This is a genomic window from Roseibium sediminis, from assembly GCF_008711325.1.
GTDB lineage: Bacteria > Pseudomonadota > Alphaproteobacteria > Rhizobiales > Stappiaceae > Roseibium > Roseibium sediminis.
The window spans coordinates 225,295-242,943 of the sequence record NZ_VXDB01000001.1 but is presented as its reverse complement, the minus strand read 5'-3'; the positions used below and the strand labels follow the sequence as shown (position 1 = coordinate 242,943).

The window sequence follows — 17,649 nt, the reverse complement described above, 5'->3', positions numbered from 1 at the left end:
ATGCGACAGGGTCGGTTCAACCTGCCAGTTCGGGCGGGACACTGAATTACAAACGAGGAAGCTGATCGTGACTGACTGGCCGGATCTTGCAGGTCGTATTGAAAACGGGTCCCATGTCCTGCCGGTTCGGGTCTATTATGAGGACACGGACTTCACCGGGATTGTCTATCACGGGGCTTATGTCCGGTTTTTTGAACGGGGTCGCTCCGACATGCTTCGGGTGATCGGCATTCACCACGCGCAATTGCGCGACGGTGGCCCCGACGGCCGATCGCTGGCTTTTGCGGTTCGGAACATGACACTGGATTTCGTGAAGCCGGCCACGATTGATGATGTTCTGACAGTTCGAACCTCCTTGAAGGGCTATCGGGGTGCCCGGATCGAGCTGGAGCAGGAAATCTGGCGGGAAGACGTGCGGCTTGTCGGGGCAACCGTCAGCGTTGCAGTCATTACCGGCGAAGGGCGGCCTACACGTCTTTCTGGTAAAATGATCGAGTGCCTCGAAAAACTCTCGCCTGCTTCAGAGAATTTCGAAGACTAGCGCCGCGTATTTCCCGAGCTAAATCAAAAGTGATCTTAAAACTCCGCTTCATTAAGGATGCGGTAACCATAATTGATTCCTCTATGGCCGGTGTAATTCGAAGCGGGAAGTCCCAGTTTCGCCAAAATCCGGCGTCAATGAAGCGGCCAACCGGGCCAACGGGCCCGCAATGCTTCAGCGCATCAGGAAAACTGCGCAGGCTTTTCTCGACCAAGAGGTCTTAAGGTTCAATGGAACAACTTGTTCAGACGACATTATCGGCGCCGGAAGGGGATCTGTCCTTCTTCCACCTGTTCTGGCAGGCGCATATTGTGGTCAAGATCGTCATGCTTGGCCTTGTCGCGGCATCTGTCTGGTGCTGGGCGATCATGGTCGACAAGGCGCTTCTGTATACGCGCACCAAACGCCAGATGAACCGCTTTGAAACTGTATTCTGGTCTGGCCAGTCGCTCGAAGAGCTGTATGGAACGCTGCAGAACCGTACCAATCACGGAATGTCGGCAATTTTTGTGGCGGCCATGCGCGAGTGGAAACGCAGCCATGAAGGCGCCCGCCCGGCAATCGCCAGTCTGCAGCAACGTATCGACCGGGTTATGGATGTCACCATCCAGCGCGAGGCAGAGCGACTTGAAAGTCGGCTTCTGGTTCTTGCATCGGTTGGCTCTGCAGCACCGTTCATCGGTCTGTTCGGGACCGTGTGGGGCATCATGACCGCGTTCCAGGCCATCGCGAATGCGGAAAGCACGAACCTTGCCGTTGTCGCACCCGGTATCGCGGAAGCGCTCTTTGCAACGGCTCTTGGTCTTCTCGCAGCTATCCCGGCGGTTATCGCCTATAACAAGTTTTCCTCCGATGTGGGCAAGTCTATTGGCCGCATGGAAGGATTTGCGGACGAATTCTCGGCCATCCTGTCCCGTCAGATCGATCAGAGTCTCTAAGTCATGGGCATGCAAGTCTCATCAGGCGGCGGATCGGGCGGAGGGCGCAGGCGGCGGCGTCGGCGCAACCAGCCAATCAGCGAAATCAACGTGACGCCTTTCGTGGACGTCATGCTTGTGCTTTTGATCATCTTCATGGTCGCCGCACCGCTTCTCACCGTCGGCGTGCCGATTGATCTGCCGGAAACACGGGCGAAGGCGCTTGAGGGCGATACCGAGCCGCTGACGATCTCGATCAACTCGTCGGGGCAGATCTTCCTGCAGAACACGGAAATTGCCATCGATGAAGTCGTTCCGAAGCTGGAGGCGATTGCTGCCAATGGCTACGACCAGCGCATCTATGTCCGTGGCGATCAGGACGCCGATTACGGAACCATGATGAAGGTCATGGGCCGGATCAATGCCGCCGGGTTCAAGAAACTCGGTCTGGTAACACTCGAGGAACGGGATTCTTAACGCGCCATGCGTGTCGGTCTCATTGCATCCCTGGCCGGTCATACGGCCATTTTCCTCTGGGGGCTTGTCGCCTTTCCGGATGCAAACTCTTTGCCGACGCCATCAGTGGAGTCCCTGCCGGTTGACCTTGTCCCGGTGGCTGAGCTGACCCGTTTGCAAAAAGGCGAAAAAAACGCCAAGGAAATTCGCGAAGTTGCTGCGTTGACGCCTAGCGAGGCACCGGAAAAAGAAGTCCCGTCTCCGGCAAAGCGTCCTGCGGAAAAGCCGGTTCAACAGCCGACCCCGCCAACGCCTGCCCCAACGCCGGAGCCAACTCCGACGCCAGAACCCGAGCCCGTTGCGGAGCGTGCGCCGGAACCGCAGCCAGAGCCGCCTGCGGCGCCGGAGCCAACTCCGCAGGCCGAACCTGCGCCTAAGGTTGAACCTGCTCCCGAGGCACCCAAGGAGCCGCAGCCGATCGTGACGAAAGTCAGCCCCCGGACCAAGCCAAAGCCGCCGCGCCAGGAGCCGAAGCCGGAGAAGAACTTTAATCCGAACCAGATCACGGCCCTTTTGAACAAGGTCGAGCCGACGGGCGGAAGCTCCCCCCAGTCGCAGGAACCTGCGTCTCTTGGGTCCCGCAAGGGGCAGGAAAACGTGAAGATGACCCAGTCCGAACTGGACGCCTTGCGCGGGCAGGTTTCAGCATGCTGGAACCCGCCGGTGGGGGCTGCTGGCGCGGAGGATTTGAAGGTGCGCATCCGGTTCAATCTTTCCCAGTCGGGAGAGATATCGGGCAGCCCGGAAGTCATCAATTCCAGTTCCAACCCGGCGTTTGGAGCAGCCGCCAGCAGTGCTGTTCGCGCAATCATTCGCTGCGCGCCTTATTCCCTTCCCATTGCCAAGTATGATGCATGGCAGGAAGTCATCCTGAATTTCGATCCCAAGGAGCTTTTGGGCGGTTAGTATGTCGCATTACCAAGGAGTCGAAGCCCCTATGCGTTCAACAGTCAGTTCATGCGGTTTGCAGTTGGCCGCTCGTGTCGCTTGCCTCTTGCTGCTGACCCTCGCCGGGGCAGTTTCGGTATCACTACCGGCAAAGGCGCTGATCGAACTCGATATTACCCAGGGCAATATCGAGCCGCTTCCCATTGCCCTGCCGGATTTCGGAGCTTCGGGCAGTGACCCCAAGCTCGCATCCGACATGATCGCGGTCATCACGGCGGATCTGAAGCGTTCAGGATTGTTCAAGCCGCTGGACCCGGCCAGCTTCATCCAGAAGAACATGGATGTGAACACCACGCCGCGCTTTGGCGACTGGCGCACGATCGGGGCGCAGGCTCTCGTCAGCGGCACCGTCTCCAAGCAGGCCGATGGTCGGCTGCGGGCCGAGTTCCGCCTTTGGGACGTCTTTGCCTCGGAGCAGATGCTCGGTCAGCAGTTCTTCACCACGCCGGAAAATTGGCGCCGCTTGGCCCATATCATTTCGGACGCCATCTATGAGCGCCTGACGGGCGAAAAGGGTTATTTCGACACACGCATCGTGTTCATCGATGAATCCGGTCCCAAGGACAAGCGGGTCAAGAAACTGGCGATCATGGATCAGGACGGCGCCAATGTTCGCTACCTGACCCGGGGTGACGACCTCGTTCTGACGCCGCGCTTCTCGCCGACGAGCCAGGAAATCACCTACATGTCCTATTCGGGAGCTGATCCAAGCGTTTACCTCCTGAACATCGAAACAGGGCAGCGGGAGATTGTCGGCAACTTCCCGGGCATGACCTTTGCGCCGCGCTTCTCGCCTGACGGGCAAAGTGTTGTGATGAGCTTGCAGCAGGGTGGTAATGCGAACATCTTCAAGATGGACCTGCGCTCGCGCCAGACGACACGCCTGACCAACACGGCGGCTATCGACACCAGTCCGTCCTATGCGCCGGATGGAAGCAAGATCGTGTTTGAATCGGACCGTGGCGGCTCGCAGCAGCTGTATGTCATGGATGCAAATGGTGGCAATGCCCAGCGGATCTCGTTTGGCCCGGGTCGGTATTCCACTCCCGTCTGGTCGCCGCGCGGAGACCTGATTGCCTTTACCAAAATGCATCAGGGACGATTCATGATTGGTGTCATGAAGCCGGATGGCAAGGGTGAGCGCATCCTGACCGAGGGCTACCATAATGAAGGCCCGGCATGGGCGCCCAATGGCCGTGTCCTTGTGTTCTTCCGAGACACTCCAGGTGCCAATGGTGGACCGCAGGTCTGGACAGTCGACCTGACCGGCTACAATGAGCAGCGGGTTTCAACTCCGGCTTTTGGATCCGACCCGTCCTGGTCACCGCTGATCAACTGATTTGAAGATCCGGCAGGGATGCCTCTGTCGGTCTTCTCACTGAATAGAAACGTTAACCAAGTTTGCCAACGCCGCCTTAACTGTATTTGGATAGGAAACGTTCACCATGGTGGGCGGGCGATGGCTTTAGGAGATGAATATGGTGGGTGTGAGCGAAATGGCGCGCGGCGTGAAGATGTTCGCAGCCGTTGCAATGGTAATGGTTCTGGCAGCCTGTGCCCAGACCAAGCCGGAACTGGCTGGCGGTGGCGCCGGCGGAAATGTGACCCCGGGAACCGGGCAGGACTTCGTGGTCAATGTGGGTGACCGTATCTATTTCGAGGAAGATCAGTCGACGCTGACTTCCCAGGCGCGGGCGACCCTCGACAAGCAGGTTCAGTGGTTGAACCGTTATTCGCAATATACCGTGACTGTTGAAGGTCATGCGGATGAGCGTGGCACGCGTCAGTACAACCTTGCTCTGGGTGCGCGCCGTGGCAATGCTGCCCGCGACTACCTCGTTGCGCAGGGCGTATCGGCCAGCCGTATCAAGACGATTTCCTATGGCAAGGAGCGTCCGGTCGCTGTTTGTAACGACGACAGCTGCTGGTCGCAGAACCGCCGTGCCGTGACGGTGCTGAACAACGCGACCAACTAAATGATCTGGTTTGCCTGATGGCGAACCTCAATCGGGAATCGGCCACCGGATCTGGATCTGGTGGCCTTTTTCGTTCAAGCGCCAAATTTTGGCCGAACTCGCGATGCCCTGTGGTATCGGTTAGATTGTCACGCGTGCCGGCAAGGATTTGCCGCAACTCGGAGGAAGGAATGGGGAAAACACGTCTGCTCGTCTTGGGGGTAGCTGCGATGCTGGTCGTGGTGACTTCCATGCCCTCCCAGGCGCAGTTGTTTGGAAAGCGGAACGACGATTCCGCCGTGCGTCTGAATGAAATGGAAGAACGCATCCGGACACTGACTGGGCATATCGAGCAATTGACCTACCAGCTGCGCGAAATGCAGGAACAGATGCGGCGCATGCAGGAAGACAATGAGTATCGCTTCCAGCAACTGGAAAGTGGCGCACCGCAGAAGCGTTCTGATGCCGCGCCATCCGGCGGGGCAGGAACCTTGCCGGGGCCAGAGGGGAGCCTTGGCACCCTCCCGGTTGGCGGATCGGGAGATGGAGACTGGGCCAATACCGGCGGGTATGACCAGGCAAATTCCAATGAGGGGCTACCGTCTGGTGGCCCCATCGATCTTTCTGCTCTTGCCAATGGTCAGGTCCAGTCGCGTATCGGCAACGAACTGGAGACCACGCCTCCCGATGCAGCCTTGCCGCAAGGCGGTGATCAGATCGCAGGACTGATCGGGACAGGAGACCCGCGCAGCGACTATGATGCAGCCTACAGTCTTGCCGTGAATGGTGATTATATCGGCGCCGAAAATGGCTTTCGCGCCTTTCTTGCCAACTATCCGGCCCATCAACTGACCTCGAATGCGCAATACTGGTTGGGTGAAAGCCTGCTTGCGCAGAAAAACTATCGGGATGCGGCAGACGCATTCTTGAAGACCTACACGGATCATCCGAATTCAAACAAATCTGCTGACAGCTTGTTGAAACTGGGTGTCTCCCTGAGAAGCTTGGGCGAGGCCGATGCGGCCTGTGCGACCTTTTCCCAGCTGATCAACCAGTATCCGAACGCAGCTCCGGCACTTCTTCTCCAGGCCCGGGACGAGCAACGCCTCGCGAATTGCGCTTGAGGCGATGATCGACAGGGACGTTTCGCTCGCACCTGAAGATGTCGACACTCTTTTGGGTTCGCTGGGCGCATATGACACACTCACTTTAGGCGTTTCCGGTGGTGCCGATTCTACCGCGCTGCTGGTGCTGTTTGATGAATGGCGAAAACGGGCCAACTGGGGTGGGCGAGTATCTGTCGTCACCGTGGATCACGGCCTTAGAGTGGAAAGCGCCGAAGAGGCCCGAGAGGTTGGGGCTTTGTGTGCCCGATTGGGCCTTGATCACAGTATTCTCCGATGGGGTGGGGAAAAGCCGTCCGCCAATCTCCAGGCAGCAGCCAGACAAGCACGATATCGGTTGATCGCCCGGCACATGCGCGAAACAGGTGCAAAAGTCCTGGTGCTCGCCCATCATATGGATGATCAGGTTGAAACCTTTCTTGATCGACTGACACGGGGGAGCGGCCTGTTCGGCTTGGCGGCTATGAAGGACTCAGAGCCCAATGGCCCGGAAGGTCTTCACATCCTCAGGCCGCTTTTGTCGGTTCGAAAGGATACCCTTCAGCTGGCCCTGTCGGACCGAGGAATCATCTGGCAGGAAGACCGGAGCAATTCGGACACTGCCTACAAGCGAGTGCGGCTTCGCAAACTTCTTTCCGCTCTTGAGGCAGAGGGGCTGGATGCGTCTGGCCTTGCAGAAACTGCAAAGCGGCTGCGACGGACGCGGGAAGCACTGGAAAACTGGGTGCAGGGTTTCTGGGCTGCTCATGTGGATGTTCATCCAGCCGGTCCGCTTCGCATCAACCGGGCAGCTTGGCAGCAGCTGCCGCAGGAAATGCGATTGCGGACCCTTGCTCAAGCAATTGTGATGGCAACGGGGGCCGGGTATCCGCCGCGCCTTGCCAGCCTTGAAAGAGTTGAAGATCTGATCCTTTCAGAAAAAGCGGGTCGGAAAACTCTTGGCGGTGCGGTGCTGGATTTCAGCAATGGTTCAATTCACGTTTGGGCCGAGCTAGGGCGTGACGGTGGCCCGGAAACCATCCACTGGACGGGGAAAGACGTTCTGCTTTGGGACGAGCGCTTTGAATGTCAGGCTCTGGCTGGGCAGTTTCTCGACGCGCGCGCACTTTTTGTTGGCTCATTGTCACAAGCCCCGAAAGCGCCGGATCTCTGGCAAAATCTGGGAAAATGGCCGAAAGCATCTTTTGCGCGTTCACCTGCCGTGTGGCGCGAGGGAAACCTGATTTTCGTGCCCGGACTTTTTGAAAATCGTGACTTTGACACGTGTATGTTCAGCATCCGTCGCAGCTGATCGACGTCATTTGTCGTGGAAGTTCACGCTGTTTATTCAGACAATGGTGGGAGGCGAGAGTTTAAAAATGCACCGACCTTTTTCGAAAGGCCGGTAAAAACACCGCCATCTTAATAAAAAACTCAAAGAAACTGCACAAGAATGGCGCACCGCCTTGGCATCGCCATCCTGCCGACCTATCTTGGCTTACAAGTGGAAACCCCAGTACTGGCCAACCGACTTGGCCGAGGGAAAGAGATGAACGCACATTTTCGCAATTTCGCATTGTGGGTGATTATTGCCCTATTGCTGATAGCCCTGTTTCAGCTGTTCCAAAGCCCGGCCCAGACCGGTGCGACCAACGACATTCCGTTCTCCGATTTTCTGAATCGGGTTGAGCAGGGGGATGTCAGGGATGTTACCATTCAGGAACAACAGGTCAGTGGCCATTTTGTGAGTGGCGGTGCGTTCCAGACCTATGCTCCGGAAGGTGCACAATATGTCGACCTGCTGCGCCAGAAGAACGTTTCGATCAAGGCAAGGCCTAAGACCGAAGGCATTTCCCTGCTGGGTACCCTGATCTCCTGGTTCCCGATGCTGATCATCCTCGGTATCTGGCTGTTCGTGATGCGGCAGATGCAGGGCTCTGGTGGCAAGGCCATGGGATTTGGCAAGTCAAAGGCAAAGATGCTGACCGAGGCTCATGGCCGTGTCACGTTTGAAGATGTTGCCGGCATTGATGAAGCCAAGGAAGACCTGCAGGAAATCGTGGAATTTCTGCGCGACCCGCAAAAGTTCCAGCGCCTTGGCGGCCGCATTCCGCGTGGTGTTCTTCTCGTTGGCCCTCCAGGTACCGGTAAGACGCTGACTGCCCGTGCGGTGGCTGGCGAAGCGAACGTACCGTTCTTCACGATTTCCGGTTCCGACTTCGTTGAAATGTTCGTCGGTGTCGGTGCCAGCCGTGTCCGCGACATGTTCGAACAGGCCAAGAAGAACGCGCCGTGCATTATCTTTATCGACGAAATCGACGCGGTCGGACGTCATCGTGGCGCCGGTCTCGGCGGTGGTAACGATGAGCGCGAGCAGACTTTGAACCAGTTGCTTGTCGAAATGGATGGTTTTGAGCCGAACGAAGGCATCATCATCATCGCCGCAACGAACCGTCCCGATGTGCTTGATCCTGCGCTTTTGCGCCCGGGCCGTTTTGACCGTCAGATCGTTGTTCCAAATCCCGACATCACCGGTCGTGAAAAGATCCTCAAGGTTCACATGCGGAAAGTTCCGCTGGCTCCCGATGTCGATGTCAAGACACTGGCTCGCGGCACTCCGGGCTTCTCGGGCGCGGATCTGATGAACCTGGTGAACGAGGCAGCTCTGCTTGCTGCACGTCGCTCCAAGCGTCTTGTGACCATGAGCGAGTTCGAAGACGCCAAGGACAAGGTCATGATGGGTGCGGAGCGTCGCACACTGGTTATGACCGAGGAAGAAAAGAAGCTGACCGCCTATCATGAGGCTGGGCATGCGCTCGTGGCGCTTCACCAAGAAGCCTCCGATCCGATCCACAAGGCCACCATCATTCCGCGCGGTCGCGCACTTGGTATGGTGATGCGCCTTCCCGAAAAGGATCAGGTCTCACTGACGCGCGCAAAGTGTTATGCCGATCTGGCTGTGGCTATGGGTGGACGTGTCGCCGAGGAAAAGATCTTTGGCTATGAAAAGGTGACGTCAGGCGCATCTGGCGACATCCAGATGGCCACGCGTCTGGCTCGCGCGATGGTGACCCAGTGGGGCATGTCCGATAAACTCGGCCTGATTTCCTATGGGGAAAATCAGGAAGAGGTATTCCTCGGCCATTCCGTTGCGCGTCAGCAGAATATCTCCGGCGTTACGCAGAAAATGATCGATGAGGAAATCAAGGCCTATGTTGATCAGGGATATCAGACCGCGGAACGCATCTTGACCGATCATGAAGATCAGCTTCACGCGATTGCCCAGGGTCTGCTGGAATATGAGACCTTGTCAGGTGAAGAGATCAAGAACCTTCTCGATGGCAAGCCTCCTGTGCGCGAAACCGATGACGATCAGCCGGTAGGGCGTGCGTCGGCGGTGCCGAAAACCGGCATCAAGCGCGGCGGTGATGAATCGAGTGGTGGATTGGAGCCTCAGCCACAGGCTTGAGGTAACTCACTTGCACAAAACTGATGACGCCCGGCCTTCGGTCGGGCGTTTCTCATTGTTCAAAGTTACAGAACAACACAAAAATTGAACTGCCGATGGCGCGTTCTGGGCTTATGAAGACCCCAAGATATTCAAAGGGTGAGTTTTGATGCGGAAATATTTCGGAACCGACGGCATTCGCGGCCGCGCCAATGTGGCACCGATGACTGCGGAAATGGCGCTGAAGGTCGGGATGGCCGCTGGCCTCACATTCAAGAATGGTGGTCACAAACACCGTGTTGTGATCGGCAAGGACACCCGCCTTTCGGGGTATACTCTTGAGAATGCCCTCGTCGCGGGCTTCACGTCCGTTGGCATGGATGTCTTCCTTCTGGGCCCGATGCCGACCCCTGCGGTTGCCATGTTGACCCGGTCCTTGCGCTGCGATGTCGGTGTTATGATTTCGGCGTCCCACAATCCGTTTCAGGATAATGGCATCAAGTTCTTTGGCCCCGACGGCTTTAAACTGTCAGACGCAATGGAACTGCAAATCGAGGATCTGATTGATTCTGATCTGGCGTCCTCATTGCCCGACGCGTCCGAACTGGGACGGGCCAAACGTATTGACAGTGCCCAGCATCGCTATGTCGAGTTTGCCAAGCGAACCCTCCCGCGCGACATGAATCTTGAAGGTCTGCGCGTTGTGATCGATTGTGCCAACGGGGCTGCCTACAAAGTGGCCCCGGAGGCGCTGTGGGAACTGGGTGCCGAAGTCATCACGCTTGGGGTTTCACCGGACGGAACAAATATCAACAAGGAGTGCGGCTCGACCTATCCTGACACTTTGTCTCGCAAGGTGCAGGAAGTGCGTGCCGACATCGGGATTGCTCTCGATGGCGATGCGGATCGGGTCATCATTGTTGATGAGAACGGCACCGTTGTTGATGGTGACCAGTTGATGGCTGTTATTGCGCAGTCGTGGCAGGCAAGTGAACGGCTTTCTGCAAAGGGCATTGTTGCGACGGTGATGTCCAATCTGGGACTTGAGCGTTATCTCGGCGGCCTTGGGCTTGAGCTTGCGCGTACGAAGGTTGGCGACAGGTATGTCGTTGAACATATGCGCTCACACGGCTTCAATGTCGGTGGAGAACAGTCTGGCCACATCGTCTTGTCAGATTTTACCACCACAGGCGATGGTCTGATTGCCGCCCTACAAGTTCTTGCCTGCATCAAGGATCAGGACAAACCGGTTTCGGAGGTTTGCAAGCGTTTCGATCCCGTGCCTCAGATTCTGAAGAATGTAAGATACAATGGCGGAGCTCCCCTAGAGAGAGATGATGTGAAATCTGCAATCTTGGACGGAGAAGCAAGTCTTGGTAAGCAGGGGCGTTTGGTCATTCGTGCGTCTGGCACCGAACCGCTCATTCGTGTGATGGCTGAAGGCGATGATGCCGCGCTGGTTCGCAAGGTGGTTGACCAGATTTCCAGCGTGGTTGCGCATTCTGCTGCCTGACCCATCTGCCAAACTGCTGTTTTCAAGGGTACGGGTATCTTCCGTGCCCTTTTTCTTTAGTAAACGTAAACGAACATTGCCCTTGATAAGGTTTCATTAAGGTAAAAAATACCGGTTAAAGAACAGGGTTAAGTTCATCTTAATCAATTATCACCATGATCCCAAAGTGACTCAAGTGCGAACCGCAGCTGAAATGCGGATGCTTGAACTGAAGACGAGGACATGGACATGTTTTTAAAGAGATTGTCTTTGGCTGGCGCTGCTGCGGTCATGTCAACCGCGGCTCTGGCCGCCGATCTCCCGGCACCGATCATCGAACACGTGCCTGAAATACCTGCACCGGTTGCTGTTGGTGGCGGCGGCCTCTACTTGCGTGGCGATATCGGCTACAAGATTTATGGCGAGCCGAGCGGTAGTTTCAATGACTACGGCTTGTCACGGGACCTGCGTTTCGAACGTGAATCTTTGGATGATGCTTGGATGATCGGCGTTGGTGTCGGTTACAAGTTCAACAAGTATTTCCGTACTGACGTGACTGTTGATTATGAAACACCCGCACAGGTGACAGGCTATGCTGTCTGTGGTGGCTGTGTTGACGGTTTCTCCAAGGAAACGTCCGATATCGATGTCTGGACGGTTATGTTGAACGGTTACATTGACCTGACAACCTGGAACAACATCACCCCTTACGTTGGTGCTGGTATCGGTGCGGCATGGGTGAACACCAGTGACACGGTTTCCGTTAATCCGCTTCATGGTGGTGGTACTCAAACAACTGAATTTGACGGTTCTCACAGCGAATGGAATTTCGCGTGGGCTTTGATGGCTGGTGCGTCCTACGCTGTGACCAACAATTTCAGCATTGATGCGGGCTATCGCTACAAGGATCTGGGTACGGCCAAGACTGTAAAGAATATTACTCCGAACAGCCCGAATTCCCGGATCGAATACACCGACCTCATCGCCCACGAATTCCGCCTTGGTGCGCGGTACACATTTGGCGGTGGTGCAGCGACCCCGGCGTATTATCCGTCAGGCCCGATCAGCAGCAACTTCTGATCCTGCCAATACATGTATTTGAAAAGGCCGGCGGTTTCGTCGGCCTTTTTCTTTGTGCCATCATTTCGATTGACGACCAGTCCGTTACCCAATATTCCTGACGTTGGGACACCCCTCCCCAACGAGGGGCACCTATCTGAGAGGGTAGTTACATGACTGGAAGTCTTTCGAAGCCGGCAGTGCGTCCGGCCAATCCCCAATTTTCGTCCGGACCTTGTTCCAAACGTCCCGGCTGGAGCCTTCAGGGCCTCGCCGATGCGCCGCTTGGTCGGTCCCATCGCGCCAAGATTGGCAAGAGCAAGCTTGCCGAGGCTATTGACCTCACGCGCTCTGTCCTGAATGTTCCGGCGGATTATCGCATCGGCATTGTCCCCGCGTCCGACACCGGTGCGGTCGAGATGGCGCTCTGGTCGCTGCTCGGTGCTCGCCCGGTCGATATGCTGGCCTGGGAGAGCTTTGGCTCCGGCTGGGTATCGGATGTGGTGAAGCAGCTGCGCCTTGGCGACGCCCGAGTGTTTGAAGCCCCTTATGGCGAGCTTCCCGACCTTTCCGCAGTCAACTTCGATCATGATGTCGTCTTCACCTGGAACGGGACGACGTCCGGAGTGCGGGTTCCCGATGCGCAGTGGATACCTGCCGACCGGCAGGGCCTGACCATCTGTGATGCGACTTCTGCAGCCTTTGCGCAGAATCTGGATTTTGCAAAGCTGGATGTGGTCACATTCTCCTGGCAGAAGGTCCTTGGCGGGGAGGGAGGCCATGGTGTCATCATCCTCAGTCCACGTGCCGTCGAGCGGCTTGAAAGCCATACACCGGCCTGGCCTATGCCAAAGATCTTCCGGATGACCAAGGGCGGCAAGTTGATTGAAGGCATCTTCAAGGGCGAGACGATCAATACGCCCTCGATGCTCTGCGTTGAGGACTACCTCGATGCCCTGAAGTGGGCGCAGTCAATCGGTGGCCTGCCAGCTTTGATGGCGCGGGCAGACGCCAGCCTGAAAGTGGTCGAAGACTGGGTTGCAGCCTCTTCTTGGGCAGGCTTTCTGCCTGTCGATCCTGCCACGCGATCCAACACTTCTGTATGCCTCAAGGTGACTGATCCCGAGATCACCGCGCTTGCAGACGCGGAGCAGGCAGCTTTTACCAAGTCGCTCGCATCCCTTCTGGAAGCAGAAGGCGTTGCCTATGATATCGGCTCTTATCGCGATGCTCCTGCGGGCCTTCGCATCTGGACCGGGGCAACCGTCGAAACCTCGGATGTTGCTGCGCTGACCGACTGGCTTGATTGGGCCTTCGCCCAGACCAAGGCACAGCTGTCAAGAGCGGCCTGAGCCTCTTTCCCAGACATCTTGGCGGGCGAAATTCGCCCGCTTCCGGAACCCGTTTAAAACGTGGGAGGCACTCATGGCGCCCAAGGTACTGATTTCCGACAAGCTGTCGGATGCTGCCGTGCAGATCTTCAAGGATCGCGGCATTGATGTGGATTTTCTTCCCGAGGTTGGCAAGGATAAGGAAAAGCTCCTTGAGATCATCGGGAATTATGACGGATTGGCCATTCGCTCCGCCACCAAGGTGACGGAGAAGGTCATTGCGGCTGCGGAACGGCTGAAAGTGGTCGGTCGGGCAGGGATTGGCGTCGACAATGTCGATATTCCAAAGGCCACCGCACGCGGTATCATCGTGATGAACACGCCTTTTGGCAATGCTATCACGACGGCAGAACACGCCATTGCCATGATGATGGCGGTGGTTCGGCAAATTCCTGCGGCCGATGCGTCAACGCAGGCCGGAAAATGGGAGAAGTCCCGCTTCCTCGGTACGGAATTGACCGGCAAGACCCTTGGCCTCATCGGCTGCGGCAATATCGGCTCCATTGTTGCCGACCGTGCCCTTGGCTTGAAGATGAAGGTTATTGCCTTTGATCCTTTCCTGACGCCGGAACGGGCTTTGGCGCTTGGCGTTGAGAAGGTCTCGCTGGAGCAGCTGTTCCCGCGAGCTGACGTCATTACTCTTCACACGCCGTTGACCGACAAGACCCGGAACATAGTGGATGCAGCAGCCATCGCATCCATGAAAGACGGGTCCTATCTGGTCAACTGTGCGAGAGGCGGGCTTGCTGATGAACCGGCCGTTCGCGCGGCTTTGGATAGCGGCAAGCTCGCCGGTGCTGCCTTTGATGTGTTTGTCGAAGAGCCGGCAAAGGAAAATGTCCTGTTTGGCGCTCCCAACTTTGTATCAACACCGCATCTCGGCGCGTCGACGACAGAGGCTCAGGAAAATGTGGCTTTGCAGGTGGCCGAGCAGATGTGCGACTACCTGCTGCATGGCGCTGTTTCCAACGCTCTCAACATGCCGTCCATCACGGCCGAGGAAGCGCCGAAGCTGGTTCCCTTTGTTCGCCTTGCCGAACAGCTTGGATCCTTTGCGGGTCAACTGACTGAAACCGCCATCAAGGCCATTCGGCTGGAATATGCAGGCGCTGTTTCGGAGATGAAAACCGAGGCGCTTACGGCGGCTGCCCTGAGTGGTTTGCTGACACCGCTCCTCCAGACCGTCAACATGGTATCCGCTCCGGTCTTTGCCAAGGAGCGCGGCATCGAGGTGGCGGAAGTCAAGCGCGGCAAACACGGTGCTTATGAAAACTATATCCGTTTGACGGTTGTAACCGAGACGCAGGAACGCTCCGTTGCCGGAACGGTCTTTGGTGACGGCAAGCCAAGGATCATCCAGGTCAAGGGCATCAACATGGAAGCCGGTCTTGGCGAGCATATGCTCTATATCACCAACGAGGACAAACCGGGCTTCATCGGCCAACTCGGTATGGAACTGGGCAGCAACGGCATCAACATTGCGTCTTTCAATCTTGGCCGAACGGCTCCAGGAGAAGACGCGATCTGTCTTATCGAGGTGGATGGTCAAGTGCCGGTGGAGATCATGAAACGCCTTGCCGCTGTCTCCCACGTCAAGCAGGTAAAGGCCCTGAAGTTCTGATCCTCAGGGGAGCGATTTGGAAGGTTCGACGGCGGAGCGCTTGACCACCCTGCCGTCGAGCACAACGAGGCCTGCCAGAAGGATAGCGAAACCTGCAATTTGCAGAAGGCCAAGCGTTTCGCCCAGAAACAGGTAGCCGAGCACAACCGTGTTCGCCGGTATGAGCAAGGTGACAAGGGCCGCATTGGTTGCACCAGCTGCTGCGAGCAGGCGGAAGTAGATCAGGTAGGCAAGCGCGGTTGCGATAATGCCAAGTGCCACGACGTTTCCCCATACCAAGGCGCTGGTTTCGAACGGTGACCAGTGTGTTGCGGTGAGCATGGCAAAAGGAAACAGCAACAAGCTTGAACCGGTGAGCTGACCCGTTGCCGCAACCAGTGGCGGCATTCCCTTGAACCGCCGCGCGTAGGCGGCTGCCAGTCCATAGGACAAGGCGGCTCCCAGACAGGCAATTTGAGCCGCAAGAGGAGAGTTCGCCGCTCCCGTGATTTCTCCGGAAAACAGAAGGACAACGGCGATCACTCCGATGCCGACACCGGCGATACGGTTACCGGTCACGGGTTCCTGCCGCTGAACGACGCCGGCTATCAGAAAGGCGAAGATCGGAGTTGTGGCATTCAGGATGGAGGCCAGACCCGCAGCGATCTGCGTTTGGCCCCAGAAAAGCAGGGAGAAGGGGATCGCGTTGTTCAAAAGTCCCATGAGCAGGAACGGTCGCATGGCCTCAAAGGACCATGAAAACCGTTTGCCGGAAACCTTCAGCACTATGTGAAGTGTCAGGGCTGCGATGAAAACCCTCAGGAATACGAGGGTGGGGACAGGGATTTCCTGCACCGCCACCTTGGCAAAAAGGAATGCGCCCGCCCAGATCACGCTCAATGCGTAGAGAAGCAACCAGTTCCGCGAGTTCATGTATTTCCTCCGACCTCTGGGCGCACCATCAACGGTAACCGGATGGTTTGCGACCCGAAATGCGAGTGGCTTCCGAGCAATGCGCTACGGCTGGTGGCGGGGTCACGCAAGAGGGTGAAAAATCCCCCGTTCTGCGGAAGATTTTGCATTGCAGAAAAACGGTGCAGGGGGCTCGCCAGCAGGGCACCAAGTGTCTATAGTCCGCCGCGTTTGCCCGGAGGACTGCTGCGGGCTTGATGAGTTTGCGCTGAAAATGCGCGAAAATGCCGCTTCAGGAGGGCGTTTCAAGATATGGCCAATGTTGTTGTTGTCGGGTCGCAATGGGGCGATGAGGGCAAAGGCAAAATCGTGGACTGGTTGTCCGAGCAGGCCGATGTCATCGTGCGTTTCCAGGGCGGCCACAATGCTGGTCATACCTTGGTCATCGATGGCGTCAGCTACAAGCTCTCGCTGCTTCCTTCCGGCGTCGCGCGATCCGGCAAGCTGTCGGTCATTGGCAACGGTGTCGTTGTGGACCCGCATGCCTTTGTCAGCGAAGTCGAGCGCATCACGGCGCAGGGTGTGACGGTTGGTCCGGAGAACCTGCGGATTGCCGAAAACGCAACCCTCATCCTGTCCCTGCACCGCGAACTGGATGCATTGCGCGAAGAATCCAGCACGGGCACCCGCATTGGTACGACCAAGCGTGGCATTGGCCCGGCATATGAGGACAAGGTTGGCCGTCGTGCAATCCGCGTGATGGACCTGAAGAACCTCTCTACGCTTCCTGCAAAGATCGAGCGTCTCTTGGCGCACCATAACCCGCTGCGCCGGGGCCTCGGACAGCCGGAAATTTTGGCCGAAGCGATTTTTGAGGAACTGTCGAGCGTTGCCGACAAGATGCTGCCCTATATCGACTCCGTCTGGCGGCTGCTTGATGGCCAGCGCCGTGAGGGCAAGCGTATTCTTTTCGAAGGTGCGCAAGGTGCCCTTCTCGACATTGATCACGGCACGTATCCGTTCGTGACGTCGTCCAACACCGTTGCTGGACAGGCAGCAACAGGCTGCGGACTTGGCCCGAATTCCATCGACTATGTTCTCGGTATCACCAAGGCCTACACCACCCGTGTCGGTGAAGGCCCGTTCCCGACGGAACAGAAAAATGAAGTCGGCGAGTTCCTCGGAACTCGTGGTCGCGAGTTTGGCACGGTTACCGGTCGTCAGCGCCGGTGCGGCTGGTTCGATGCCGTTCTGGTCCGTCAAACCGTCTGCACGTCCGGCATCAGCGGGATTGCGCTGACCAAGCTCGATGTTCTTGATGGTCTGGACGAGATCAAGATTTGCGTCGCCTATGAACTCGATGGCGAGCGCATCGACTATCTTCCGGCCTCTCAGGGGGCTCAGGAGCGGGTCAAGCCGATCTACGAGTCGCTTCCAGGCTGGAAAGAGTCTACCGAAGGCGCTCGCAGTTGGGCGGACCTTCCAGCTCAGGCTGTGAAGTATGTCCGTCTCGTGGAGGAGCTGATCGGTGCTCCTGTGGCGCTTTTGTCGACCAGCCCGGAACGTGACGACACAATTCTTGTGCAGAATCCATTTCAGGATTGAGGCTGACGGTTGTGCCCTCGCATACTTCGAGGGTCACAATTAGACTTGATTCGGATGGTAAGGCGTCTTTGCTCATGCCTGTCGACAGAAATCGGCAGGCAAATTCGCACTAGATACTTGTGCAAACTGTCTTACTGTTTAAGAAATGGGGCCGACAGGTTT

General features: G+C 57.0%; 15 protein-coding genes. 14 read left to right on the top strand and 1 reads right to left on the bottom strand.

The window, feature by feature from the left end; all coding sequences use genetic code 11:
* Positions 1-67: 67 nt before the first annotated feature.
* From F0155_RS01055 to serA, 13 genes are all read left to right on the top strand, one after another.
* Positions 68-541, top strand: coding sequence for a YbgC/FadM family acyl-CoA thioesterase (locus F0155_RS01055; RefSeq protein WP_150522619.1), 474 nt, complete (start codon positions 68-70; stop codon positions 539-541).
* 230 nt (positions 542-771) lie between these two features.
* Positions 772-1,479 (top strand): protein TolQ, encoded by a 708-nt coding sequence (tolQ, locus tag F0155_RS01050; RefSeq protein WP_150522618.1) that lies wholly within the window; start codon positions 772-774, stop codon positions 1,477-1,479.
* 3 nt (positions 1,480-1,482) lie between these two features.
* Positions 1,483-1,935, top strand: coding sequence for a protein TolR (gene tolR / locus F0155_RS01045; RefSeq protein WP_150522617.1), 453 nt, complete (start codon positions 1,483-1,485; stop codon positions 1,933-1,935).
* Between the two features lie 6 nt (positions 1,936-1,941).
* Positions 1,942-2,880 carry an energy transducer TonB gene (locus tag F0155_RS01040; RefSeq protein WP_150522616.1) on the top strand — a complete coding sequence of 313 codons (939 nt, stop codon included), beginning with the start codon at positions 1,942-1,944 and terminating at the stop codon, positions 2,878-2,880.
* A gap of 31 nt (positions 2,881-2,911) precedes the next feature.
* A complete protein-coding gene (gene tolB, locus F0155_RS01035; RefSeq protein WP_208999066.1) occupies positions 2,912-4,261 on the top strand; it encodes a Tol-Pal system beta propeller repeat protein TolB in 1,350 nt (449 codons plus the stop codon).
* A 139-nt stretch (positions 4,262-4,400) separates the two neighbouring features.
* Positions 4,401-4,898 (top strand): peptidoglycan-associated lipoprotein Pal, encoded by a 498-nt coding sequence (gene pal, locus F0155_RS01030; protein ID WP_150522614.1) that lies wholly within the window; start codon positions 4,401-4,403, stop codon positions 4,896-4,898.
* Between the two features lie 170 nt (positions 4,899-5,068).
* Entirely contained in the window at positions 5,069-6,001 is a 933-nt protein-coding gene (gene ybgF, locus F0155_RS01025; RefSeq protein WP_150522613.1) for a tol-pal system protein YbgF, read from the top strand.
* Positions 6,002-6,005: 4 nt separating this feature from the next.
* Complete coding sequence (gene tilS, locus F0155_RS01020) at positions 6,006-7,292, top strand: tRNA lysidine(34) synthetase TilS (protein WP_150522612.1); 1,287 nt, start codon at positions 6,006-6,008, stop codon at positions 7,290-7,292.
* Positions 7,293-7,529: 237 nt separating this feature from the next.
* Complete coding sequence (ftsH, locus tag F0155_RS01015) at positions 7,530-9,449, top strand: ATP-dependent zinc metalloprotease FtsH (protein ID WP_150522757.1); 1,920 nt, start codon at positions 7,530-7,532, stop codon at positions 9,447-9,449.
* A gap of 148 nt (positions 9,450-9,597) precedes the next feature.
* Entirely contained in the window at positions 9,598-10,941 is a 1,344-nt protein-coding gene (gene glmM / locus F0155_RS01010) for a phosphoglucosamine mutase (protein ID WP_192913729.1), read from the top strand.
* A gap of 228 nt (positions 10,942-11,169) precedes the next feature.
* Positions 11,170-12,000 carry an outer membrane protein gene (locus F0155_RS01005; protein ID WP_208999065.1) on the top strand — a complete coding sequence of 277 codons (831 nt, stop codon included), beginning with the start codon at positions 11,170-11,172 and terminating at the stop codon, positions 11,998-12,000.
* A gap of 152 nt (positions 12,001-12,152) precedes the next feature.
* Positions 12,153-13,331 carry a phosphoserine transaminase gene (locus F0155_RS01000; RefSeq protein WP_150522609.1) on the top strand — a complete coding sequence of 393 codons (1,179 nt, stop codon included), beginning with the start codon at positions 12,153-12,155 and terminating at the stop codon, positions 13,329-13,331.
* A 73-nt stretch (positions 13,332-13,404) separates the two neighbouring features.
* Positions 13,405-14,991 carry a phosphoglycerate dehydrogenase gene (gene serA / locus F0155_RS00995; RefSeq protein WP_150522608.1) on the top strand — a complete coding sequence of 529 codons (1,587 nt, stop codon included), beginning with the start codon at positions 13,405-13,407 and terminating at the stop codon, positions 14,989-14,991.
* 3 nt (positions 14,992-14,994) lie between these two features.
* Here the strand turns inward: serA and F0155_RS00990 are convergent, their stop codons facing one another.
* Positions 14,995-15,903 (bottom strand): DMT family transporter, encoded by a 909-nt coding sequence (locus F0155_RS00990; RefSeq protein ID WP_150522607.1) that lies wholly within the window; start codon positions 15,901-15,903, stop codon positions 14,995-14,997.
* 291 nt (positions 15,904-16,194) lie between these two features.
* Here F0155_RS00990 and F0155_RS00985 point away from each other — a divergent pair, with 291 nt between their 5' ends.
* Positions 16,195-17,487 carry an adenylosuccinate synthase gene (locus F0155_RS00985; RefSeq protein WP_150522606.1) on the top strand — a complete coding sequence of 431 codons (1,293 nt, stop codon included), beginning with the start codon at positions 16,195-16,197 and terminating at the stop codon, positions 17,485-17,487.
* The last annotated feature ends 162 nt before the right edge of the window (positions 17,488-17,649 follow it).

What these genes read in the sequence shown, in the direction of transcription:
- tolR (WP_150522617.1), top strand. Translation starts at nt 1,483, where the DNA reads ATGGGCATGCAAGTCTCATCAGGCGGCGGATCGGGCGGAGGGCGCAGG.
- ftsH (WP_150522757.1), top strand. Translation starts at nt 7,530, where the DNA reads ATGAACGCACATTTTCGCAATTTCGCATTGTGGGTGATTATTGCCCTA.
- F0155_RS00985 (WP_150522606.1), top strand. Translation starts at nt 16,195, where the DNA reads ATGGCCAATGTTGTTGTTGTCGGGTCGCAATGGGGCGATGAGGGCAAA.
- tolQ (WP_150522618.1), top strand. Translation starts at nt 772, where the DNA reads ATGGAACAACTTGTTCAGACGACATTATCGGCGCCGGAAGGGGATCTG.
- tilS (WP_150522612.1), top strand. Translation starts at nt 6,006, where the DNA reads ATGATCGACAGGGACGTTTCGCTCGCACCTGAAGATGTCGACACTCTT.
- pal (WP_150522614.1), top strand. Translation starts at nt 4,401, where the DNA reads ATGGTGGGTGTGAGCGAAATGGCGCGCGGCGTGAAGATGTTCGCAGCC.
- ybgF (WP_150522613.1), top strand. Translation starts at nt 5,069, where the DNA reads ATGGGGAAAACACGTCTGCTCGTCTTGGGGGTAGCTGCGATGCTGGTC.
- F0155_RS01040 (WP_150522616.1), top strand. Translation starts at nt 1,942, where the DNA reads ATGCGTGTCGGTCTCATTGCATCCCTGGCCGGTCATACGGCCATTTTC.
- F0155_RS01005 (WP_208999065.1), top strand. Translation starts at nt 11,170, where the DNA reads ATGTTTTTAAAGAGATTGTCTTTGGCTGGCGCTGCTGCGGTCATGTCA.
- F0155_RS01000 (WP_150522609.1), top strand. Translation starts at nt 12,153, where the DNA reads ATGACTGGAAGTCTTTCGAAGCCGGCAGTGCGTCCGGCCAATCCCCAA.
- glmM (WP_192913729.1), top strand. Translation starts at nt 9,598, where the DNA reads ATGCGGAAATATTTCGGAACCGACGGCATTCGCGGCCGCGCCAATGTG.
- F0155_RS00990 (WP_150522607.1), bottom strand. Translation starts at nt 15,903, where the DNA reads ATGAACTCGCGGAACTGGTTGCTTCTCTACGCATTGAGCGTGATCTGG.
- serA (WP_150522608.1), top strand. Translation starts at nt 13,405, where the DNA reads ATGGCGCCCAAGGTACTGATTTCCGACAAGCTGTCGGATGCTGCCGTG.
- tolB (WP_208999066.1), top strand. Translation starts at nt 2,912, where the DNA reads ATGCGTTCAACAGTCAGTTCATGCGGTTTGCAGTTGGCCGCTCGTGTC.